Here is a 22,552-nt window from a genome sequence, read left to right as displayed (position 1 = left end):
ATATGCTAGGTCACTTTTACTTTTTCTAGCTGCTAAAATTCTTCAAACTATATGCTAAATAAGGACTAAAGATTTTTTGGTTAAACAATGCTAAGCTATGCCCGCTTGAATATATTATTTAAAGCTTAATAAACTTATAACAATGAATGGAAGCTTTATGCAGTTAGTCGATTTGAACCCTAATGATCCCGATGTAGTAAATGTATTTGACGATATAGACCGACTTATAAATTCTTTATACCCTGTTGCTACAGCGCAGTCTCTGGAGTTAAACGAATTAACCTTACCTAATGTGTATGCTATTGGTTTAAAAACTGATGAAGGTATTATTGCCTGTGGTGCGATTGTAGAGAAATTTGATACTCAGCCTTATGGCGAAATAAGACGTTTATATGTAAAACCAAGTCATCGTGGTAAAGGGCTATCAAGACGTATTATGCAGATTTTATTACATCAAGCTGGCGAAAAGCAGATCCCGTTAATACGTTTAGAAACAGGTCCAAAACAAATAAAATCAATCAATTTATATGAAAATTTAGGCTTTAAACGCTGTAGCAGTTTTGGCTCATATGTAGATAATCCACAAAGTGTATTTATGGAGTTAGGGCTTAGCCAATAAGCTTATTAACGCTACGACATGTTAAAGCTTAATGTGTCGTAAAGATCTGGCCTCATTATTACCTTGTAATAAAAGTCATACTCAAGCTATTAACTATAAAAGCAGCTTTTATAGTGATGCTAAAAATACTTCACTGTTTTTAACACCTGTCTTCGTATAAAATCTGCCTCGATAATTAGTGACTAACTTACAAAGCGAGAATTTTTATCTTTTCTAAAAGTAGCAATAAACAAATGAGCGAAATAACAGTAGTAACCCACAATGGTAATTTTCATGCAGATGACGTTTTTAGTATTGCGGTACTTAAACATGTTTTGCCAACGTTTAAACTGGTACGTACTCGCGATAAAGCGCTTATAGAAAGTGCCGACTTTGTAATTGATGTAGGTGGCGAATACGATCCTGAAACTAATCGCTTTGATCATCATCAACGCGGTGGTGCAGGCGAGCGAGAAAATGGCATTCCTTTTTCATCATTTGGTTTAGTGTGGAAAAAATACGGCTTAGCGCTGTGTGATGATAACCAAGCCGTGGCTGATAGAGTGGATTCAGGCTTAGTTTCAACCATTGATGCCATTGATTGTGGTCATGTTGAAGGTGTATCAAAAGGAATAAGCTTGAGCCAAACAATCTCAATGTTTAACCCTACGTGGGAAGAAGAGAGTAACTTTGATACCTGTTTTGATGAAGCTGTTGAATTTGCAGCTCGCATGCTCATTCGTTTTATCGCCTCAGCTCACGGTAGTGTAAATGCAAAGGCGATCGTTGCTAAAGCAATCGAAAATGCAGAAGATGCCAGAGTTATAGTGCTTGAAAAATACACACCGTGGAAAAAAACAGTGCATATTTTATCAAGCGATGCGCTATACATGGTTTACCCATCGCATTCTGGGCAATGGATATTACAAACAGTACCCGTTGAGCCTGGCTCGTTTGAAGATAGAAAACCGCTTCCTAAAGCATGGTCAGGTTTATCTGATCAAGCGTTTGTAGATGAAACCGGTATTGATGACGCTGTGTTCTGTCACAATGGCTTATTTATAGCGGGCACTAAGTCGTTTGAAAGCACAATGAAGCTTGCCACTATGGCGCTTAGCGAATAACAACGCAGATTCATAACGAATACTAAGCATAACAATTTATATAGATTGTTATGCTTGTTATCTTAGCGTGGAGCATTATGTTTGAACTAAAAACAATCGCACTTTTTACTATTACAGCCTTAGCAGAAATAGTGGGTTGTTATTTGCCTTACCTTTGGCTTAAGCAAGATAAAAGCATTTTACTTTTAATTCCAGCGGCTTTAAGTTTGGCACTATTTGCATGGTTGCTATCTTTACATCCTACTGCAGCAGGGCGCGTGTATGCAGCTTATGGCGGCGTATATATTTGCGTTGCGCTGTTATGGTTATGGGTTGTTGATGGCGTAAAGCTTACTATGTGGGATATTATTGGTGGTTTAGTTGCACTGCTAGGTATGGCTATAATTATGTTCGCACCAAAAAGTGCATAGCTGGCTCATACTCAATAAATAAAAAGCGCCTATTTATAGGGGGAAACACATATAGGCCCTGCCTTGGCTAAAAACTAAATGCACAGCTGCAATTTCTACCTCCAAAGATAAACACGCCCTAGTGCTATTTAAAGTCCTACCTCGATTATTTTCAAAGTGCCAATAAAATATAACAACTTCAATACGACAGGTAGTACCTAACGCTACATATGCGCCAAGCAACTATTGAAGCTGGTGGATGTTATGCTGAGCGTTTTAGAAGTGCAAATTATATTCAATTTAAAAATATATGGGTATTACTTGGTCACAACACGTTGGCTAAACTGTAAGTAATTGAGGTGTTGAGAATGCCTTGCTCTAATCCATCAAAAGTAAATTCTATAAAAAAGTAACTCAAGATTAATTTTAGTGAATGAGCTAACTCATTTTTGCTAATAAAATTTATAATGAGTCATTTAAAAACAGCCATTTTTTACAGCTTTTCTTATCTTTAATAATCATCAAAGTCCTATTTTATATACGCTAGAGAGCAATACGTGATTGGTCGTTTTATCAACATTAAAAATCACTCGTTACGAGTAAAAATACTTGTTGGACTTGAATGTCTATTTTTCTTTTAATGCGCGGCACTAGCCGAGTCGGCATTAATTAAATAAAAGAGAAAGATAAATGAAAGAAACAACATCACTAGAACAAGCTCGTACGAGCTACAATGTTCGTCATTGGAGCCAAGGTTTTTTTGGTATTAATGATCAAGGTGATGTGTATGTTGCGCCCAAGGCTCATGCACCAGAGCAAACTATTGCATTAACAGATATCGCAAAGCAACTACAAGATAAAGGTTTAAGCTTACCTGCTTTAGTTCGTTTTCCGCAAATTTTACACCATCGTGTACACAGCTTATGCGGCGCATTTAATACTGCGATTGAAAACTATGGTTACCCTAAAGACTACTTATTAGTTTACCCAATAAAAGTAAACCAACAACGTGAAGTGGTTGAAGAAATAGTAGCAAGCCAAGCACAAGTAGAAAAAAAGCAACTTGGTTTAGAAGCAGGCAGCAAGCCTGAACTACTTACGGTATTAGCACTGGCTGAAAAAACCAGCGCTGTTATTGTATGTAACGGCTACAAAGATAAAGAATACGTACGTTTAGCACTTATTGGCGAAAAGCTAGGTCATAAAGTGTATATCGTACTTGAAAAGCTTTCTGAGCTAGACATGGTACTTAGCCAAGCAAAAGAGCTTAACGTAAAACCACGCATTGGTATTCGTGTACGTTTAGCGTCGCAAGGTAAAGGTAAATGGCAAGCGAGTGGCGGCGAAAAATCAAAATTTGGTTTATCTGCATCGCAAGTTTTGCATGTAGTTAATCGTTTAAAAGACGCAAACCAGCTTGATTTACTTCAGCTAGTACATTTTCACTTAGGGTCACAAATGGCGAACATTCGTGACGTACGTTTAGGTGTAAGCGAAGCGGCGCGTTTTTACTGTGAGCTACGTAAATTAGGCGCAGAAATTGATTGCCTTGATGTAGGTGGCGGTTTGGCTGTTGATTACGACGGCACACGTAGCCAGTCGCATAACTCTATGAATTACAGCTTAGCTGAATATGCAAATAACATTGTGTACACCATTGGTGATACATGTAAGCAATATGAGCAACCAATGCCGACTATTATTTCTGAGTCGGGTCGTGCGCTTACGGCGCATCATGCTGTGCTTATTTCTAATGTTATTGGTACTGAAAGCTATACGCCAGAAGAGTTAGTAGCGCCAGCGGCAGATGCACCCCTGTTATTAAAAAACATGTGGGCATCGTTTGTACAGTTAACTGATTTAACGGATGACCGTGCATTAATTGAAATTTATCACGACAGCCAAGGTGATTTAGCTGAAGCGCATAACCAATTTGCACTCGGTTTATTAGACTTAGCGCAGCGTGCGTGGGCTGAACAAATTAATATTCGTATTTGTTATGAACTTAACAAGCACATGGATAACAAAAACCGTTTTCATCGTCCTATTATTGACGAGTTAAACGTACGTTTAGCCGATAAGTTTTTTGTAAACTTTTCGTTATTTCAATCGCTTCCAGACGCATGGGGCATTGATCAAGTGTTTCCGGTATTGCCATTAAGTGGCTTAACTGAAGCACCAAAAAAACGTGCTGTATTACTTGATATAACCTGTGATTCAGACGGTGCACTTGAGCATTACGTAGATGGACAAGGCATTGAAAGCACACTACCTGTACCAGAGTTTAGCGCTGATAAACCTTATTTAATGGGCTTTTTCTTGGTGGGTGCTTATCAAGAAATTTTAGGTGACATGCATAACTTGTTTGGCGATACGCACAGCGCAATTGTTAATATGGATGAGCAAGGCGTTGCAAGTATTACCGAGATAAACCAAGGTGACACTGTTGCCGATATGATGCGCTATGTACATTTAGATGTTGAAAGTTTTCAGCAATCATACGAGCAGTTAGTAAGCACTAAAATTGAAAAACACGAACAGCAAAGCGTTTTAGACGAGTTGCAAAGCGGCCTTGATGGCTACACTTATTTAGAAGAGTTATAAGCAATGTCGACTTTGTTTGGTCACGCAGATCACTCATTGTACTCAAATGGGATGACGTTTTTACGTCGTCCTATGGTGCAAAATATTAATGCAATTGATGCAGACGTAGTCGTTTTAGGCTTACCGTTTGATTTAGCGACATCGGGTCGCCCTGGTGCACGTTTAGGTCCTGATGCGATTCGTCGTGCGTCGGTTCATTTAGCATGGGAAGACACTAAGTACCCGTGGACGTTCCCGTTGTTTGAGCGCTTAAAAGTGGCAGACGCAGGGGATTTTACTTACCCTGTTGGCGACCCTGAATATTTTACTGCGCAACTTGAAATGGCTGCTGAGCAAATACTTCGCCAAGGTAAAACGCTATTAGGTTTAGGGGGCGATCACTTTGTGACGCTTCCGCTGTTACGCGCTCACGCAAAAATACATGGCAAAATGGCGTTAGTGCACTTTGATGCGCACACAGATACCTATAGCAACGGCTCGCGATTTGATCACGGCACTATGTTTTATCATGCGCCAATGGAAGGGCTAATTGATGTTGAGCACAGTATACAAATAGGTATTCGTACCGACTTTGATCAAAGCAAACATGAGTTTGCTGTGATTGATGCAATGCAAGCTAACGATTTACATGCAAATGATATTGCAGCGCAAATACTTGAACGAGTAGGTGACCTACCTGTTTACTTAACGTTTGATATAGATTGTTTAGACCCTGCGTTTGCGCCTGGTACAGGCACTCCTGTGTGCGGTGGTTTAACGTCAGATAAAGTACTTAAAGTACTGCGTGCGCTAAAAGGCATAAACATGGTAGGTATGGATGTGGTAGAAGTATCACCTTCGTACGACCAAAGTGAGCTTACCGCTATTGCCGCAGCAACCATTGCGAGCGAATTACTGCATTTGTGGACGCATAAAAATAAGTACTAATTATATAACTTAAGTACTACAAAAAAGGGTATGCGCTTGCATACCCTTTTTTTATTTAGAGGTATCGATTATTCTGCAGCTTAATTTCCTTTAACCAAATAACGCTTAGCCCAATAAGAGGCAGGTTAGTAGTTACAGGGTTAAATGCTTCAATAAGCAATTGTGGCTGCACTGCAACTACAGCGAGTAGAAGGCCAATTAATGCTAAAATATTTAAAATTACTAGGTGTTTATTTTTATAAAACACAAATAAACACAATCCAAATATAATTTCGCCAACACCCGCCGAACGTGTAATTAAGTCAGACACTTCTGCTGAAAAACCAGCACTGCCAGTCATTAATTTTTCAAGTGGTGCAATATGATAAAGCTTTGGAAAAAAGCCATGATATATCCAACTTAAACTCACTATGTAGCGAGCAAGTTGAATATAACCGCGATTATTTCCTAGCATTGTCAATACGCTCTTGTGCACTTGGGTGGCTAGACAAGTACTCTAAAAAGTCATTTACTTTTTCGAGGTGCTCGTTTTCGCTGGTATGGCTTTCTTGTAGGGCCTCTATTGCATCAGCAAAGTCATTACTCGAATACCCAAGCGACTCTAATTGAATGAGTGCAAAGGTATCTGCCTCGCGTTCCATATCTCGTGAAAACCCTTGCTGAGCAAACGATGCACCCGTACCTAATGCAACCTCTGCAACCCCTTCTAAATCACCAAATACAACCGCTAGCACAATCGTACTTGCGGCAGATTGTGCTGTAATACGTACGCTATGCTGGTGGACTACATGGCCCATCTCGTGTAGCAATACCGCTTTTAGTGCATTGGGTTTATCGGCAAGTAAATTTGCTAAATCATCTGTGACCACGATACGGCCATGGGGTAGTGCAAACGCGTTAGCACCAAAGCTGTCTGATTTATAAAACGATAATCTATAAACCGATTGATCAAGCGATAACGCATTAAGCATATTTGTAAAATGTGCTTGTACTTTAGTTTGCTGCTCTGCGGGCAGCTCACTTGGGTCAAGCGCAATCTTTTTAATAAGTGTAAAGCTTTGCTCCCCCATTTGTTCCACAACATTACGTGGCAGGGTATCAACACTGTAAACAGCAATAGCCGGTACCGCTTTATAAAGTACTAACCACATAAAAAGTGGTGTAAATATGACTGCGGCTAAAATTGCCCATTTACTTTTTTCAAGGCGCTCCATTATGTGATGGTTATTTTCTTTAAATGGCCATCTGTAACTTACATCTTGAGGAATAAAACGACTGCCATCTTCAAAGTTTAGTTCGTCAGCAAGTCCTGCCATCCCCGAACTTAATTTTAGACTTGAGATTGCGTGGCGAGCTATAACGTGTTCATCGTTAATAACTTCAATGTGTGTGTCGCTAATAGTTGCAACACACACTTGATAGTTACTCGATGCGATGGGGAAAAAATGTCCCTTTACATGCATAGTGAGCTCTTAAGTTAGGGAAAGGTCAATATCAAATACGTTTGCAGCTTCTTCAGCAAATGATGATTGCTGTTCTTGCGCGGTATCAATTAGGTTTAATGCACCAGGATAAATAGTGACGTTAGTTACATCAGCGAGCATTTTTGATGTACGTACTTTTGTCCATGGGTATGCAAGGCCTAAAGAAAATACAATAGCCAACATATTAGTTAATAGTAAAACAGCGAAAGGAATTGGTTTTAGCTCAGATTTAAATGTAGCAACGCCTTCAAAATGGCTGTTATCAAAAATGTGATTTCTAATAGCGGCATGCCATACAGCAGAAACAATGGCAATCATTAGCACATAGGCAATCATCATAAAGATAGGAAGCATAACCATAGCTGCAGAGTTTTCTAAATTTTGTTGGTTTTCAATATCTACTAAGTTGAGGCCAAATAACCCTAAAATCCCCATAAATACCACCATGGTGATAGAGCTCACTACAAAGCAAATAAGCGCTGTTAAGTAATAGGTTTCGCCTTTTAGATTTACAGTAAGCGGTTTGTCACCGTAACTAATATTGCTATGTATATAGCTATCAATACGCTTTATAACGTAAGGCATTAATAAATAAAGCGTAAATATGCTTGCAATAGGTAAAAGTATAAAGTTAACAAAGGCTTCGCCATAACTGCCTTTAAAAGCAAAGCGAACATTACGATGGCGGGTCATACGCAGATTAAAACGTAAACCTTGGTTAATAATCCATGGCATTAAAAAGATAAAACCAAGAGCAATAAACAGGCCTAAAATAGGCATAAAGCTAATAGAGAATGTATAAATAAAAAATACAATAACCGCTAAAATCCGACCTTTTAAAATTTGTATTGGCGTTGCTAGGTAGTCAAAACTATGACCATCTATGCGGGTGTGGCCGTAAAAATAGCGATGCGTACGTACTTTAGCCCACGCTGAGTATATGCCAAGCGTAATAACGCTAAGTAATATATTTACAATCCAAATTCCAAAAAACTCACCGCCTTTACCACTAAACTGCACTTTTCCGCTAAAAATTGGTTCAGCAGGCTCATTTATTGGTGGGGTTGTTTCAGAGGGGGTAGGGTGTATTGATTCCATTAAAATTATATCCATGTTGTTTTTTTGTTAATTTACCCATTTTTAGTGCAAAATTCAATGTTTATAATTATCTCACCCTTCTGTAAACAGCTATAAATAGGCGTTTTAAGTATTGAGTTAAATACTCTAATACTTTTTTATAAATAAACCTCGCTGGTTTTATTTATTTGGCTGGTAACTGGGATCTTTAGCTTTTTAATATGCGATTTAGCTACTATACATAGTTAATGCTGCTTAAATGTAATGGCATTAATTATGTATTAAGCACACCTACGTACAATTAAGCTAATTGATTTATATGCCAAAATAATAGATTGTAAGAGTAGTAGGGATGTAAATTTATTTAGGTTTTACAGCTTTTATCACCGCTTTAAATAACATTAGGATATTTATTATGTTTCAAGCAGTCGTGCTAGGGGGATTAGAATTTAGCCCGCTGATTGTTTATTTCCCAATTGCGTTTATTTTAACAGCGCTGACTCGTTTTGCTTTGCATCGACTAGATTGGCATGACCGTATTTGGAAAGTGGCTTGGTTTGAAGTGTCACTATTTGTTTGTTACTTGGCACTGGCCGTCTATTTACTAAGTGGAAGATAAATTGAATGATTAAATATCTGCGTATTACTTTTACTATAGTGGTTGTTATAGCTGCGGTTTTTGCTGGGCGTTGGGTTTGGACTGACTACATGTATACTCCTTGGACGCGCGACGGTCGCATTCGAGCAGACATAGTTACAGTTGCTCCAGACGTTTCGGGTTGGGTCACAACTTTAAATATTAAAGATGGTCAAAACGTACAAAAAGGCGAAGTTCTTTTTAATGTTGATCAAAAGCGTTACCAAGCAGCGCTTGATAAAAGTAAAGCCAATACAGAAAATGCGCTATATACATGGGAGCTTGCTAAACATAAATACGAAAGGCGTGTTGAGCTAAGTACCCAACAAGCAATAAGTGAAGAAACACTAGAATCAACAGGTATCAACACCAAAATTGCCGAAGCAAATTATAACTTAGCTAAAACAGAGCAAACAATTGCGCAATTAAATGTTGATAGAACTAAAATTGTTGCGCCTGCATCGGGGCAAATAATTAATCTGAATTTACGCCAAGGTAACTATGTAGCTCAAGGCACCCCTGTGTTTGCTATCGTGCGGTTAGATTCGTTTTACGTAACGGGTTACTTTGAAGAGAGTAAAATACCGCTTATTTATCCTGATCAAAAAGCTAAAATAGCGCTTTTAAGTGGTGGTAAGCAATTAACAGGGCATGTAGTGAGTGTAGGTAAAGCAATTGCAAATACGAATACACAAAGTAACGGGCAGCTTTTACCACAAGTACAACAAACATTTAATTGGGTACGTTTATCGCAACGTATTCCTGTTGATATTAAATTAGACACACTACCCGAAAATATTCAGCTTAGTGCAGGAATGACCGCCACAATACATCTCGCTACACGTTAAGGGGAAGACTGTGGGCGTTGTATTACAAAATTTGTTTTTTCCTAAAAAGCAGGCAATCATTTTTGCGATTAAGGGCGTTATAGCCATGGTAATGGCGCTTACTATCGCTATGTGGCTTAATCTTGAAAGACCTTATTGGGCGTTAGTCTCGGCTATATTTTTGCAATTACGCCCGCAAAGCGGATTGGTTATTGAAAAAGCAATTTGCCAAATAATAGGCACCATAGTGGGTGGTTTATTTGGCATATTGCTTTTAACTCAGCTAATTCTTTACCCTTATTTAGCGCTCGGTGCACTTGCATTATGGTTAGGGGTAAACTCTGCGTTATCGGCAATGGTACGCCAAGCAAACTTTGTTTATGCGTTTGCTATGGCAGGTGTAACAGCCGCTATTATTGTACTTTTAGTCATGGTTACTCCGGCAATGGTAAGCAGTCAAAGCATATTTGATATTGCACAAGCGCGCGTGAGTGAAATAGTAATAGGCTCAATATGTGCAGGCCTTGTGAGCCATTTATTTTGGCCTGTAAAAGTTAAACACTTACTGCAAGTTCAAGCGCGGTCGGTTATAAATCAAACGTTAGATTATTTAGTAACTGAGCTTGATTCTAAAGGCTCGCACGAAAATCGTCATCAACAAATAGATGGCATTATGGCAACGTTAGGATCTATAAACGAAGACTCTAGCGCAGTAAGGTACGAAGGACCAAAAGGTCCAGGGCGCTCGCGTGCTGCAAATCAATTGTCGCAAAAAGTACTTTCTTTACTGGCTTCAATTCAAATAATTGGTCGTCTGCAACGAAACCACGCAGACCTTATTACTCCTACATTAGACAAATTAATAAGTAAACTTAAACACGTATTCGCGCAAATTAAAGAATCTGACGATTTTGATTACTGCGCCGAACAAGTTAAAACACTGCGTAAAGAGCTAACCGACTATAGAGCAAATACGGTGTGTGATTCGCCATTTGAATCTCACATGCTCAATGTGAGCTTAGAAGTAGCAGCCGACTTAACAATTTTACTACGCGCATACAGAGCTTTAGAACAACGCGATAAAACATTATTAAATGCACCCAGTATGCTTACATATCGTGACCCATTAGCTGGCATTATAGTTGGATTTAGAACTGCTTTGGTGTTTTCTATCGGCGCATTTATTTGGATTAATACAGGTTCTTCAGCTGCATTATTAATTATGATTTTACCGGTCATATTTTCGATAATGCTGGCGCGAATACCCTTGGCTATTTTACAGGTTGTAATTAAACGTTTATTGGCAGGTATAATTGTTGCTACTTTTGTGACTATTTTTTATGCGCTAAATTTACTGTCGCAAAGTGGAGGGCAATTAGAAATACTATTGCTTGTTTTAGCCGGTCCGTATTTTTTGGGCTTGCTGTTGCTCGCTGATCAACAAACGTTGCCATACGGCTTAGGGTTTTGTATTCCATTTACTATTTTGGTTAGACCCAGCATGGATATGAGCCTAGCGTTTTCAATTGATTATACACTTAGTTCTGCAATCGCTATTTTTGCTGGCGTGAGTATTTTATTTTGGATTTTTCAGTTATTTACAGGACCAAGTGTTCAGTTACTTGTTCATCGTGTTTTTAAGGCTACCTATAAAGATTTACTCGAAATAAATACCCATCAAACTCCGAGTATTTGGTACAACCGCCGTATGGCAGATAGGTTAATACGTTTAACTAATTACGATCAGGGCTCACACTCACGCGCTATTACCGATATGGCTCTTACCGGTCTAAACTTAGGGCATGCTTCAGTGCGATTAAACTCAATTTGCGAAAACCTTGCTGGTGACACAAAGCTAAAATACTTAAATGAGTGGCAACGCACGTTGGCTGATGCATTTATGCTGGCTACCAAAGGTAAGTTTGATGAAAACTTTAAGCAAGCGTCTGATAATCTTTATAACGAATTAGCCGCATCTGTTGGTGATTCAAATCAATTAGAAGCGATAAAAGGGATGTTTATTCGCATTAATCTGACCTTTGAAAGAAGTGCCAGCAAGATAAATTAACCCCATTCGCTGCTTTCGAGTTCAGATGTTATAACGAAATCTGTTATACTTGATGGACAATTTTATGGGGCTGTTATGATTTCAAAAAACCAACTCAAACTTATTCGCCAACTTGGCCAAAAAAAGTACCGAAAGCAATATAATCAATACCTTGTACAAGGTGAAAAAAACGTACTTGAGTTATTAAACAGCCCATTAAATGCGGTTAATATTTTTGCTACAAACGAATTTATAAATGCGTACCAAAGTGAGTATCAGCACGCTAATTTTATTGAAGCGGATGAAGAAACCCTCACTAAAGCGAGCACATTAGTTAGCAATAATGCAGCCATTGCTATTGTTGATATGCCAAAGGTGGCTTTACCACAAGCAAATGGCTTAATACTCGCGCTTGATGGCGTATCAGACCCTGGTAATTTAGGCACTATAATTAGAGTAGCCGATTGGTACGGTATTAAACATATAGTAACTAGCACCGACAGCGCAGACGCTTACAACCCTAAAACAATTAGCGCCACAATGGGCTCGTTTGTAAGGGTATCGGTAAGCCAAGTAGATTTACCTGATTACTTACAGTCTTTAAATTTACCTGTTTACGGTGCTTTTTTAGATGGACAAAGTGTACATAAAACCCAATTTACGGGCTCAGGCGTTTTACTAATGGGCAGTGAGTCGCATGGTATACGCGAGACATGTGCAAATTTAGTGACCAATAAAATAACCATTCCCGCTTTTGGTGGTGCAGAGTCACTTAATGTTGCAATGGCGACCGGTATCATTTTAGATAACTTTAAACGACAAGCTTAATCTATTAGTAAATTATGGGTTAAATTGTTTATGACAAATAACAATAATAAATTGGTAATAACAATAAGATGCGCTTAAGCACTATTAAATTAGCGGGCTTTAAATCGTTTGTAGAGCCCACTAAAATTCCATTTCCTGATCAAATGACGTGTGTTGTAGGCCCTAATGGCTGTGGCAAATCTAACGTTATTGATGCAGTACGATGGGTGCTAGGTGAAAGCTCTGCTAAAAACCTGCGTGGCGATGCCATGACCGACGTTATTTTTAATGGCTCAACTAATCGTAAAGCCATATCACAAGCTTCTGTAGAGCTTGTTTTTGATAACGATAAAGGTAGTCCTTCAAACACATTTGCCGATCGAAACCAAATTGCAATTAAACGCTTAGTAACGCGCGACGGGCTATCGCTGTACTTTTTAAATGGCAGTAAATGCCGTAAGCGTGATATTACCGATATATTTTTAGGTACAGGTCTTGGTCCGCGTAGTTACGCAATTATTGAGCAAGGGATGATCTCGCGCTTAATAGAAAGTAAACCACAAGAATTACGCGTATTTTTAGAAGAAGCCGCTGGCGTTTCTAAGTACAAAGAGCGCCGCCGCGAAACACAAACACGCATTAAAAGCACCCGCGAAAACCTTGAACGCTTGTTAGATGTGCGTAAAGAACTACAAAGCCAGCTCGATAAATTGGCTGTGCAGTCGGTTGATGCAAAAAAATACCGCGAATTAAAAGCACAAGAACGAACGTTAAAAGGGCAAATTGCGGTTTTAAAATGGCAAAAGTTACATCAGCAGCAACTTGAAAAAAGTACTCTAATTAAAAAACTGAACGATCAAATTTCGTTTTTTAAAACCGCTAACTCAGGGCATGACGATGTACTTGCAAGCTTAGAAGGGCAAGTACAAGCTCAGCAAGATAAACTAAGCGACGCACAGCACCAGCAACATGTAATACACACCGAGCTTACCCGCGCTGAGCAACAGCAAATAAATGTAAAGCAACAAACTCAAACGCTTAAACAAAATTTAATTAAATTACAGCAACGCCAAACCCATAGCACTGAAGTTAAAACGCAGCAGCAAATTGTGTGTGAGCAACTAAATGGAGCCCTGCAAGAGGCAAGTGAAAACGCGTTAATGTGCGAAGAGCAAGTTAGTGGGTTAACGCATGAACTTGAGGGGCTATTAGCACTTAAGCAGCGCCACAATACACACTGGCAAACTTTGTGTGAGCAACAGCAACAACTTAATAATAATGCGCAACTGCATAGCAGTCACATTAAACAAACCCAGCAGCAAATAAGCCACGTTAACGAGCAACTTAATCAGTTAAATACGCAGCTTACTGACTTACAAAGTAGCGATGTAGAACAACAATTAACGCAGCAAACACAGCAAACACAAACATTAACTCAAGAACTTGCTGCTAAACAAACAGCGCACACGCAGTGCAGTGCTAAACTTGAAGTGCAAAATGAGCGTGTTAATAACTCACAAAAGCAATATTCGACGCTTACTCAAACAATAAATGAGTTAAAAGCTAGTATAACGGGGCTTAAAAGTACATTAGGGCTTGATGAAGAAAGTGAAAGTACTAATGGTTTGTTTAATCAGCTAAGTGTTAAAGAAGGCTTTGAGCCCTTAATAGAGCAAGCACTTAAATCGCTAGAGCACTTAAATGTAAGTGTGCAGCAAGCTGATAATAGTGTGTGGCCAATTAGTGGTAAGCACATTGCTGAAAATAGCTTAGCGGCATTCATAGCAAGTGGCGTGTACCCAGATCATTTAACGCGTATTGCTTATAGCGAGAGCGGTGATCTAACGCTCTTAAACGATGCCTATTATACAGCCGTTATGGATAAAAACGGCGCTTTATATGGTCGTAACTGGCATGTAAGTGCCGATCGAAATGCAGAAAACTCATTACTTTTAAAACATAAGCAATTGCAGGATAAAGCTCAGCAGTTAACCAATGCCGAGGATGAGCTAAAACAAGTAACACACACTCGTGATGAACATACAGCTGATCAAATAAAGTTAATTAATGAGCAAAGCGAGCTAAAAGAAGCCATACATGAGCTTGCGCAAAATATAGCAGTAGCCGGTACACGCAGCGATATGCTCAAACAGCAAGTAGCGCACTTTAAGCTTCAACTAGAAAAGCTACAGCAACAAAAACAGCAATTAACCACTGCGCTTTTGCAATTAAATAACGTGCTTGATGAGCAAACAGAGCAATTTGAAGTGTTAAATGAGCAGCAACTTAACTTAGCGGATGAGGTAGACGCTGCAAATAGCCTGCGCTCACAAAGTGATAAAAGTTATAGCGAAGCATTAAGCATGCTTGAGCAATATAAAACGCAAGCGCATAAGGCAACGCTCTCAGAGCAAAAGGCACGCAGTGAATGGCAGTTAAGCCAAACCAAATTGAGCCATGCAGAGCAAGAGCACGTTAGTGCATCTGAAGGTGCGCAAGAACTACTCAATGAAATAGAAGAGCTGCTGATCCCAGAGCAAGAGCTTAGCGATAAAATAACGCAGTTTTTAGCGCAACATCAAAAAGGCGAGCAGGCACTGGTAGTGCTACAAAAAGAATTATCTCACGCTAAAGAAAGTTTAAACACCAAGCAAGCAAGTCTTAAAAACTCACAAGGTGAGCTGGTGGGCTTGCAAGAGCAGCATCAAAAGCTAACAATTGAAGAGCAAAGCTTACTAATAAAAGCGCAAGTTGCGCTCGAACCATTAGAAGAGCTAAAGCAAAGCTTAAAAGCAATACTTGATGAATTACCTGATTCATTGAATTTAAGTGCAGCGCAAAATCAGTTAACCGGATTTACTAATCAGTTAGATAAATTAGGTGCAGTAAACTTAGCGGCAATAGAAGAGTTTGATTTAGCTAAAGCTCGTAGTGATTATCTTGATAATCAATTAGATGATTTAACAAAAGCGTTAAGCACCCTTGAAGGTGCAATTCGTAAAATTGATAGTGAGACCAAAACACGTTTTAAAGCGACGTTCGATCAAGTTAACGAAGACTTTGCAGAGCTATTTCCTAAAGTTTTTGGTGGTGGTAGTGCGTATTTAGAATTAACCAGTGACGATTTACTCGAAAGTGGTGTTAGTATAATGGCACGACCACCGGGTAAGAAAAATTCAACAATTCATTTGTTAAGTGGTGGAGAAAAAGCGCTGACCGCATTATCATTAGTGTTTTCTATATTCAGGCTCAATCCAGCTCCTTTCTGTATGCTGGACGAAGTAGATGCACCATTAGATGATGCTAACGTTGTGCGTTTTTGCCGTTTGGTTGAAGAAATGTCACAATCAGTGCAGTTTATTTATATTAGTCATAATAAGATTGCGATGGAAATGGCTGGTAGATTAACAGGTGTTACTATGGCAGAACCTGGCGTATCGCGTATGGTTGCTGTAGATATAGAGCAAGCTGTGCAACTTGCACATGCATAAATTTTTATAACAAGTGTATTAGTTTTTAATTAATATACAGGTTTTAGGCATATCAAATAATAAAAGGTGAGGGGATGGCCGAACAATTAAGATGGGTTTTAATCATTATCAGTGTAGTTGTCATTGGTGGTTTATTAATACATGGATTGTGGTCTGTGAGAAAAAAAGACCGCCCAGAAGTATCTGATAACGAGCGGGTTGAGCCATTACAAGAAAGCGCATCAGCTTCATCTAAACCGTTTCGAGCTGAGGCTGAACCAAAAGAGCCAATGCAAGACGAACGTGATGAGCCACAGTTTGGCGAGCTTAACTTTGATGCAAATGAGCCGCAAATAGATACAAGCGTGCCAGAAGTGCCGATTGAAGATGACCTAGAAATAGTTGATGACCTAGAAGCAAAAGAGCAAAGCGCTGAAGAAGCACCTGCTCAAATGTCTGACTTTGTTATCGTACATATTCAAATGCCAGAAGAGCTTAGCATGCAGGGCAGTAAATTATTGCCAGCAGTTAACACTTTAGGTTTTAAATATTCTGAGGAAGGCTTTTTTAATCGCCACTTAGACCCGGCTGGTCAAGGCCCTGTTTTATTTAGATTAGTAAATATGTACAACCCAGGTACGTTTGATATTGATAATATGGAACAGTTTAGTACCGCTGGGGTAAGCTTATTTATGACATTACCGTGCGACGGCGATGGTCTAGCTGCATTTAATATGTTGCACAGCGCAGCTAAAAAGTTAGCGGATGAATTTGGTGCGCAAATTTTAGATGCTGAGCGAAATGAAATGACAGTAGATCGCGTAAGACAATATGTTGAGCAGGTTCGTTCTTTTTCAGCGTAAATAACGCATACATTATATTTTTATAAGCCACTGGACGGTGAATCGTCAAAGTGGCTTTTTTTATGTTTATTGAGGTTTAAATGTCTAGCAGCATTAGTGAGCAAGTTAATCATCTTCGTACTACATTAGAGCAACACAACTATAATTATTATGTGCTCGACACCCCCAGTATTCCTGATTCTGAATACGATAGGTTATTACGCGAACTAAGCGCACTTGAAACCGAGCATCCTGAATTTTTAACCGCCGACTCACCTACACAAAAAGTAGGCGGTGCAGCACTTAGTAAATTTGAACAAGTAGCACACCAAGTACCCATGCTCTCACTTGATAACGCCTTTAGTGAAGAAGAATTTACTGCGTTTAATCGCCGTATAAAAGAGCGTTTAATGAGTACTGATGAGCTTACTTTTTGTTGTGAGCCAAAACTTGATGGTTTAGCTGTATCAATTATTTATCGCGATGGTGTGCTTGTACAAGCGGCTACTCGAGGTGATGGTTTTACCGGTGAAAACATTACTCAAAATGTTAAAACCATTCGTAATGTACCGCTCAAGCTCCGTGGTGATTACCCAAAAGAGCTTGAAGTTCGCGGCGAAGTATTTATGGACAGCGCTGGCTTTGATAAATTGAATACTGAAGCGCAAAAACGCGGTGAAAAAGTATTTGTTAACCCGCGTAATGCAGCCGCGGGGAGTTTGCGTCAACTCGACTCTAAAATTACCGCTAAACGCCCACTCATGTTTTATGCTTACAGCACCGGGCTTGTTGCTGATGGCAGCATTCCTGAGGATCACTATCAGCAATTAGAAAAGCTGACTGATTGGGGACTACCTTTGTGCCCAGAAACAAAATTAGTTGAAGGTCCAAAAGCGGCGCTCGATTACTACAGCGATATTTTAACGCGCCGTGGTGAGCTTAAATATGAAATTGATGGCGTAGTAATAAAAATAAATAAAAAGACCTTACAAGAGCGTTTAGGCTTTGTGGCACGTGCTCCTCGTTGGGCTATTGCGTATAAGTTTCCGGCGCAAGAGGAAATAACCCAACTACTTGATGTTGATTTTCAAGTCGGTCGTACTGGCGCCATTACACCGGTTGCACGTTTGAAGCCTGTTTTTGTGGGTGGCGTTACCGTATCAAATGCAACGCTTCATAACAGTGATGAAGTTGCACGTTTAGGCGTAAAAGTAGGCGATACAGTTATTATTCGCCGTGCTGGAGACGTAATCCCACAAATAACACAAGTTGTACTTGAACGCAGACCTGATGATGGCAGAGATATTGAATTCCCGACGACTTGCCCAATCTGTGATTCTCATGTTGAAAAGGTTGAAGGCGAAGCTGTAGCCCGTTGTACGGGTGGACTTGTATGTCCTGCACAGCGTAAGCAAGCTATTAAGCACTTTGCTTCGCGCAAAGCGCTGGATATAGATGGTCTTGGCGATAAGATTGTTGATCAGTTAGTCGATAGAGAACTTATAAAAACGCCTGCTGATTTGTTTATTTTAAAACAGGGGCATTTTGAGTCACTTGAACGTATGGGACCTAAGTCAGCTAAAAACTTAGTAACAGCACTTGAAGAGGCTAAAGGCACTACGCTTGCTAAGTTTTTATATTCATTAGGTATTCGAGAAGCCGGGGAGGCGACAGCACAAAATTTAGCTAATCACTTTCTAACCCTTGAAAATGTAATAAATGCCAGCATTGATAGTTTAACGCAAGTAAGTGATGTAGGCGAAATAGTAGCTGCTCATGTTCGTGGCTTTTTTGATGAAGAGCATAATTTAGCAGTTGTTAATGCGCTGATAGATCAAGGTGTAAACTGGCCAGCGTTGAGCGCACCTTCTGAGGAAGAACAGCCGCTCGCTGGGCTTACATATGTACTTACAGGTACGCTTAATACACTTAATCGCAATGATGCAAAAGCACGATTACAACAGCTTGGTGCCAAGGTGTCTGGTAGCGTATCGGCTAAAACAGATGCGTTAGTGGCGGGTGAAAAAGCAGGTTCAAAACTAACAAAAGCACAAGACCTAGGCATAGACATACTAACTGAAGATGAATTAATTGAGTTGCTTATAAAGCATAACGGTTAGGAAAATGACAATGAGCCGATATGGGCCAGAATACTGGGATAAGTACGGAAGTTACCGTACGCCTATTGCATTTCATTTAAGTGTGCTTGTGCTATTACGCAGTTATTTTATTTGGGTTATTGCGGCTTTAAGCCGCAGGCCTGAACTAGATTTAATGTCGTTATTTTTTAAAAATAAAAATGATTTTTTTATCGCAATAACGATTGGAAGTATTGCAATAATACCGACTATTTTATTTTGTTTACGCAGACCACGAGATTCACACAGTGTAAGCAACAGGTTAGCAAGAATATGGCGACATATGCGCTGGCCTCTTATTTTATGTGCAGTTGTTGATTTAACATGGTTAAGTGTTCAAGCAGCACATAGCCATTATCGATTTTCATCATTTTTAGCAGTACAAATGATGATTGTTTTATGGGTATTATGGTATTTGGTGAAAAGCCGCTATTTAACTGTTTTCTTTAATGATTGGCCTGAGCCGACAGAAAAGGCATCAGAAGAAAAAAAGCGACTTAAAAGGGATTAGTTGTGGACGCCGTAAATAAAAAAATAGCGATAGCTATATCGATAATAGGCTTTGTGCTTATTATTTTAATGATTAGCACTGAGCTTTTAGAGTTTATGTGGTTTAAAGCGTCATTTGGGTTATGGGTATTTGTTTTTTGCTCAAGCGTTTATAGGTTAACGCCTTTATTTAAATCAAGAAACAGGTTAGAGGATTTTATTCAGCGAGACGCCCAACACTTATTACTTTTTAGTTTGATGGGATTTTTTGATAAAAAGCACGGTCCAGATTGGTTAGTTATTGAGAGTATTGAACGTATAACGACAAAGGATGATGAGCTAATAATTTACAGTAATAACGAGCGCCAAATGAGTGTTAGTTTACCTGTAAAAAAAGCAGAGCTAGATAGTTTTATTAAACGAATACTTACCGACTCAGAAAAACAAAATATTACCTTTAGCTAAGAAAATTACCTTTAAGATTGAACGAGTTTTAGTCTTAAACGGTCAACACTCCTTAGCTGATCTTTAGTGTATTAAATAACGTAATAATTAGCCGTACTTTTTATGACTTTATAAAGTATAGCTAATCAACTATTCAATGAGGCTATTATGTTGAAGTGGAATGATGTTATTAACTTTGCCACCAATGGCAACCCTACCCCAAGTGAAAAAGTAGTCAAAACTGACGAGCAGTGGCGGATGCAACTATCAGAAGATGAATATTACGTAACACGTAAAAAGGGAACAGAGCGCCCAGGTAGCTCGGGTAGTTGTACATTACTCGAACCTGGCAAGTATGTGTGTATTTGCTGTGATAATCTATTGTTTGATGCTGATGAGAAGTTTGATAGTGGTACTGGTTGGCCGTCATTTACGCAACCTGCGACAATTGAAGCGATTGGCTATGTAAGCGATACAAGTCATGGTATGGAGCGCATAGAGGTGGTTTGTAACGTGTGCGATTCGCACTTAGGTCATATTTTTCCAGATGGTCCATTACCAACGGGTTTACGTTATTGCGTTAATGCCGCATCAATGAAAAAGCTCTAATATTTTATTTACTAGCGCTTTGAATATCTAAATTCATTTCTTTTGCTATGTGCAAAATCTTATCTAAACGCTGCGTCTGATCTGCTTGTAATTTAGTTTTATCAAGAAGGGCGTAGCACCTTCTAGCAAGATCCATATTAAATGAGCTGCCAGATTGCTTAGTTGAATCAAATAGGCACTGTAATAAATTAAGTGCGATACTTTGATTACGAGGCATGACTCTAAACGCTTGTGTAAAAGCTTCCAACGCAGTATTTAATTGGCCTTTATTAAATTGACTAACGGCATGGTTATTAAGCTCTTTTGGACCCATTTTAATATCGCGTCGCTCACTTTGCTGCTGCTGAATATAACGTAAGTAAGTTGTGTCGCTAACTGCGGGATGTCTTTCACAGTGGCTAATTATTTGTGTGAATAAGGTTTGCGCCTTTTGATGAAACCCCAGTTCATGAAATGCTTTTGCTTTATCAAGTGCGCCATCAACCGATCGGATATGAGTATCGTCGTCATCAAGCTGCTCAATTAGCTTTTTCGCCTTTTGATGCTCGTCTTTTAAGTAATGAAGTCGTGCATTAAGTACATCAATTTGAGCTTGATTTGCATTGTTAGGAAACTGTTTTTTTAAATCATTAATGTACTGATTTGTTTGTCTTGAAATTCGTTGAATTTGATCGGTTTGATCAGTTGTTAACGCAAAGTCGATACCGGCACGTGCTGCATTCAAATATACATCCGGGTGGTCGTGTATTGAGTGCTTTGCAAAGGTGGCTATATCTTTTTGAGTTAAATAGCTTTTTTCGTAGTCATGATTAATTAGCGACACATTACTTAACGATTTTTGGCGTGTGATGTTTCGCGGTGCAATTTCTGCAGCTTGACTTAAAAAGCTTTGTGCTAGTTCAAACTGATTTAGCTTTATTTCTAATCTGCCCAACAAATCAAGGGCTACTAAACGAGTTTCTTGGCGCTCTAACATTGTCTTGAGCATTCGCTGCGCCAAAATATGTTCGTTATTCGCTATAAGTGCTTCTACTAAGCCTACTTTTGCCCAAGCAAATTTTTGAATATCGAGAACAGACTTAAAAAAGTCTTTTGCATCTTGAGCACGCTTTAAGCGAAGTAGGGCATCGCCTTTTAAGCGAAGTAGGATAGGACTGTAATTATTATTTTTTTTATCCAGAGCGGTATCAATAAATTTAATAGCTTTTGAATCGTTACCATCATCAATTAATGAATACACTGTTTGTAAGTCGTGTTTACGCTTTAAGATTCGTTCAATGCGTGTTTTAAGCTCTTGTACTGTAAAAGGCTTAACTAAAAAGTCATCTGGTTGCAGCTCAAGAACACTATGAACGAGTGAGCCACTTGTTTCTGCTGAGATAAAAATAAAGCCAGTCGAGCTTTTTATGAGTTGCTTTACACGTAGCTCTTCATAAAGCTGGTAGCCATCTTGGTGTTTATTTAAGTTGAATGAGCAAACGATTAGATCAAATTCTTCACTTAAACACTGCTCTTTTGCAGAATTTGCATGATCAGCAAAGCGCAACTGCCGAAAGCCAAGCCTTTCTAACGATTGTTTCATATAGCTTTGAGCAAGTGGCTGCTCCTCTACTATAAGTATTTTGGCTTTTGAATAGATCTTAGTTGGCATTGGCTTAAGCGTAATTGTATTTAACACAGACTATAATCAACAGTTTAACTCCTTACAAGGGAATTTAAATGATAGCTGTATTTATTAGGTACTTAACTTTGCCTAATACGTTTATCTAACTACGAAGGTACTGAGCCGAATAACATAATTAAAAACTAAATAAGTAAAATTGATAACGCTATATTTGATGAGTGCTTTGATATGGAAATTTAGATTTTAATAAAAATATGAAATGTATTTAAGGTAAAAAGAGGAGTTAAACGTATTTAATATGGGAAAAGAGTTATTACTAGAGAAGTTGTCTGATGGTATTTATATGTGGTGGGTGATACTGGACTTGAACCAGTGACCCTCGCCTTGTAAGGGCGATGCTCTCCCAACTGAGCTA

19 protein-coding genes are annotated in these 22,552 nt (G+C 39.0%); 15 read left to right on the top strand and 4 right to left on the bottom strand.

The window, feature by feature from the left end:
- Window positions 1-157: 157 nt before the first annotated feature.
- The 5 genes from AAEY68_RS17085 to speB all read left to right on the top strand — a co-directional run bounded on the left by AAEY68_RS17085 (window position 158) and on the right by speB (window position 5,642).
- Window positions 158-619, top strand: coding sequence for a GNAT family N-acetyltransferase (locus tag AAEY68_RS17085; protein ID WP_007583982.1), 462 nt, complete (start codon window positions 158-160; stop codon window positions 617-619).
- Between the two features lie 233 nt (window positions 620-852).
- Window positions 853-1,722: an MYG1 family protein gene (locus tag AAEY68_RS17080; RefSeq protein ID WP_007583983.1), complete on the top strand. Its 870-nt coding sequence runs from the start codon at window positions 853-855 to the stop codon at window positions 1,720-1,722.
- A gap of 77 nt (window positions 1,723-1,799) precedes the next feature.
- The gene (locus AAEY68_RS17075) at window positions 1,800-2,132 is read left to right on the top strand and encodes a YnfA family protein (RefSeq protein ID WP_007378102.1); all 333 of its coding nucleotides are present in this window, start codon (window positions 1,800-1,802) and stop codon (window positions 2,130-2,132) included.
- Window positions 2,133-2,801: 669 nt separating this feature from the next.
- Window positions 2,802-4,715, top strand: a complete 1,914-nt coding sequence (speA, locus tag AAEY68_RS17070) for a biosynthetic arginine decarboxylase (protein ID WP_007378101.1) — start codon at window positions 2,802-2,804, stop codon at window positions 4,713-4,715.
- Between the two features lie 3 nt (window positions 4,716-4,718).
- Complete coding sequence (gene speB, locus AAEY68_RS17065; protein WP_007583987.1) at window positions 4,719-5,642, top strand: agmatinase; 924 nt, start codon at window positions 4,719-4,721, stop codon at window positions 5,640-5,642.
- Between the two features lie 55 nt (window positions 5,643-5,697).
- On the opposite strand, the gene AAEY68_RS17060 is transcribed toward speB, so the two are convergent.
- Genes AAEY68_RS17060 through AAEY68_RS17050 form a run of 3 tightly spaced genes read right to left on the bottom strand, consistent with a single transcriptional unit; the run spans window position 5,698 to window position 8,224 of the window.
- Window positions 5,698-6,096 (bottom strand): DoxX-like family protein, encoded by a 399-nt coding sequence (locus AAEY68_RS17060; RefSeq protein WP_350586515.1) that lies wholly within the window; start codon window positions 6,094-6,096, stop codon window positions 5,698-5,700.
- Window positions 6,083-7,105, bottom strand: coding sequence for a M48 family metallopeptidase (locus tag AAEY68_RS17055; RefSeq protein ID WP_197152325.1), 1,023 nt, complete (start codon window positions 7,103-7,105; stop codon window positions 6,083-6,085). Before AAEY68_RS17055 ends, AAEY68_RS17060 begins: the two co-directional genes overlap by 14 nt.
- Window positions 7,106-7,114: 9 nt before the next feature.
- Complete coding sequence (locus tag AAEY68_RS17050) at window positions 7,115-8,224, bottom strand: YjgN family protein (protein WP_165721407.1); 1,110 nt, start codon at window positions 8,222-8,224, stop codon at window positions 7,115-7,117.
- Window positions 8,225-8,618: 394 nt separating this feature from the next.
- Between AAEY68_RS17050 and AAEY68_RS17045 the strand changes: the two genes are divergently transcribed.
- The 10 genes from AAEY68_RS17045 to msrB all read left to right on the top strand — a co-directional run bounded on the left by AAEY68_RS17045 (window position 8,619) and on the right by msrB (window position 20,513).
- Window positions 8,619-8,822 carry a DUF1656 domain-containing protein gene (locus AAEY68_RS17045; protein WP_008171772.1) on the top strand — a complete coding sequence of 68 codons (204 nt, stop codon included), beginning with the start codon at window positions 8,619-8,621 and terminating at the stop codon, window positions 8,820-8,822.
- 5 nt (window positions 8,823-8,827) lie between these two features.
- Window positions 8,828-9,688 (top strand): efflux RND transporter periplasmic adaptor subunit, encoded by an 861-nt coding sequence (locus tag AAEY68_RS17040; protein ID WP_350586512.1) that lies wholly within the window; start codon window positions 8,828-8,830, stop codon window positions 9,686-9,688.
- Window positions 9,689-9,698: 10 nt separating this feature from the next.
- On the top strand, window positions 9,699-11,735 hold the full coding sequence (locus AAEY68_RS17035) for an FUSC family protein (RefSeq protein ID WP_350586510.1): 2,037 nt from the start codon (window positions 9,699-9,701) through the stop codon (window positions 11,733-11,735).
- Window positions 11,736-11,810: 75 nt separating this feature from the next.
- Window positions 11,811-12,542, top strand: coding sequence for an RNA methyltransferase (locus AAEY68_RS17030; RefSeq protein ID WP_350586508.1), 732 nt, complete (start codon window positions 11,811-11,813; stop codon window positions 12,540-12,542).
- 68 nt (window positions 12,543-12,610) lie between these two features.
- Window positions 12,611-16,012: a chromosome segregation SMC family protein gene (locus tag AAEY68_RS17025; protein ID WP_350586506.1), complete on the top strand. Its 3,402-nt coding sequence runs from the start codon at window positions 12,611-12,613 to the stop codon at window positions 16,010-16,012.
- A 74-nt stretch (window positions 16,013-16,086) separates the two neighbouring features.
- A complete protein-coding gene (gene zipA, locus AAEY68_RS17020) occupies window positions 16,087-16,854 on the top strand; it encodes a cell division protein ZipA (RefSeq protein ID WP_197152314.1) in 768 nt (255 codons plus the stop codon).
- A gap of 80 nt (window positions 16,855-16,934) precedes the next feature.
- Complete coding sequence (gene ligA / locus AAEY68_RS17015) at window positions 16,935-18,953, top strand: NAD-dependent DNA ligase LigA (RefSeq protein ID WP_350586503.1); 2,019 nt, start codon at window positions 16,935-16,937, stop codon at window positions 18,951-18,953.
- 10 nt (window positions 18,954-18,963) lie between these two features.
- Window positions 18,964-19,482: a DUF2919 domain-containing protein gene (locus tag AAEY68_RS17010; protein WP_169061426.1), complete on the top strand. Its 519-nt coding sequence runs from the start codon at window positions 18,964-18,966 to the stop codon at window positions 19,480-19,482.
- Window positions 19,483-19,484: 2 nt separating this feature from the next.
- On the top strand, window positions 19,485-19,925 hold the full coding sequence (locus AAEY68_RS17005; protein ID WP_165721413.1) for a hypothetical protein: 441 nt from the start codon (window positions 19,485-19,487) through the stop codon (window positions 19,923-19,925).
- Between the two features lie 147 nt (window positions 19,926-20,072).
- Entirely contained in the window at window positions 20,073-20,513 is a 441-nt protein-coding gene (gene msrB, locus AAEY68_RS17000; protein WP_010555368.1) for a peptide-methionine (R)-S-oxide reductase MsrB, read from the top strand.
- 4 nt (window positions 20,514-20,517) lie between these two features.
- Here the strand turns inward: msrB and AAEY68_RS16995 are convergent, their stop codons facing one another.
- Window positions 20,518-22,164, bottom strand: coding sequence for a response regulator (locus tag AAEY68_RS16995; RefSeq protein WP_350586500.1), 1,647 nt, complete (start codon window positions 22,162-22,164; stop codon window positions 20,518-20,520).
- Window positions 22,165-22,552 lie beyond the last annotated feature (388 nt).

It is taken from the genome of Pseudoalteromonas sp. RB2-MNA-CIBAN-0110, from assembly GCF_040309305.1.
In the GTDB taxonomy this organism is placed as follows: domain Bacteria; phylum Pseudomonadota; class Gammaproteobacteria; order Enterobacterales; family Alteromonadaceae; genus Pseudoalteromonas; species Pseudoalteromonas arctica.
The sequence above is the reverse complement of the archived record's forward strand: the minus strand, read 5'-3'. Positions and strand labels throughout refer to the sequence as shown.

Bases quoted from the DNA above. Each gene is read 5' to 3' on its own strand.
- AAEY68_RS17060 (WP_350586515.1), bottom strand. From the start codon at position 6,096: ATGCTAGGAAATAATCGCGGTTATATTCAACTTGCTCGCTACATAGTG.
- AAEY68_RS17045 (WP_008171772.1), top strand. From the start codon at position 8,619: ATGTTTCAAGCAGTCGTGCTAGGGGGATTAGAATTTAGCCCGCTGATT.
- zipA (WP_197152314.1), top strand. From the start codon at position 16,087: ATGGCCGAACAATTAAGATGGGTTTTAATCATTATCAGTGTAGTTGTC.
- AAEY68_RS17075 (WP_007378102.1), top strand. From the start codon at position 1,800: ATGTTTGAACTAAAAACAATCGCACTTTTTACTATTACAGCCTTAGCA.
- speA (WP_007378101.1), top strand. From the start codon at position 2,802: ATGAAAGAAACAACATCACTAGAACAAGCTCGTACGAGCTACAATGTT.
- AAEY68_RS17025 (WP_350586506.1), top strand. From the start codon at position 12,611: ATGCGCTTAAGCACTATTAAATTAGCGGGCTTTAAATCGTTTGTAGAG.
- AAEY68_RS17085 (WP_007583982.1), top strand. From the start codon at position 158: ATGCAGTTAGTCGATTTGAACCCTAATGATCCCGATGTAGTAAATGTA.
- AAEY68_RS17055 (WP_197152325.1), bottom strand. From the start codon at position 7,105: ATGCATGTAAAGGGACATTTTTTCCCCATCGCATCGAGTAACTATCAA.
- AAEY68_RS17010 (WP_169061426.1), top strand. From the start codon at position 18,964: ATGAGCCGATATGGGCCAGAATACTGGGATAAGTACGGAAGTTACCGT.
- AAEY68_RS17050 (WP_165721407.1), bottom strand. From the start codon at position 8,224: ATGGAATCAATACACCCTACCCCCTCTGAAACAACCCCACCAATAAAT.
- speB (WP_007583987.1), top strand. From the start codon at position 4,719: ATGTCGACTTTGTTTGGTCACGCAGATCACTCATTGTACTCAAATGGG.
- AAEY68_RS17040 (WP_350586512.1), top strand. From the start codon at position 8,828: ATGATTAAATATCTGCGTATTACTTTTACTATAGTGGTTGTTATAGCT.
- msrB (WP_010555368.1), top strand. From the start codon at position 20,073: ATGTTGAAGTGGAATGATGTTATTAACTTTGCCACCAATGGCAACCCT.
- AAEY68_RS17030 (WP_350586508.1), top strand. From the start codon at position 11,811: ATGATTTCAAAAAACCAACTCAAACTTATTCGCCAACTTGGCCAAAAA.
- AAEY68_RS17080 (WP_007583983.1), top strand. From the start codon at position 853: ATGAGCGAAATAACAGTAGTAACCCACAATGGTAATTTTCATGCAGAT.
- ligA (WP_350586503.1), top strand. From the start codon at position 16,935: ATGTCTAGCAGCATTAGTGAGCAAGTTAATCATCTTCGTACTACATTA.
- AAEY68_RS16995 (WP_350586500.1), bottom strand. From the start codon at position 22,164: ATGCCAACTAAGATCTATTCAAAAGCCAAAATACTTATAGTAGAGGAG.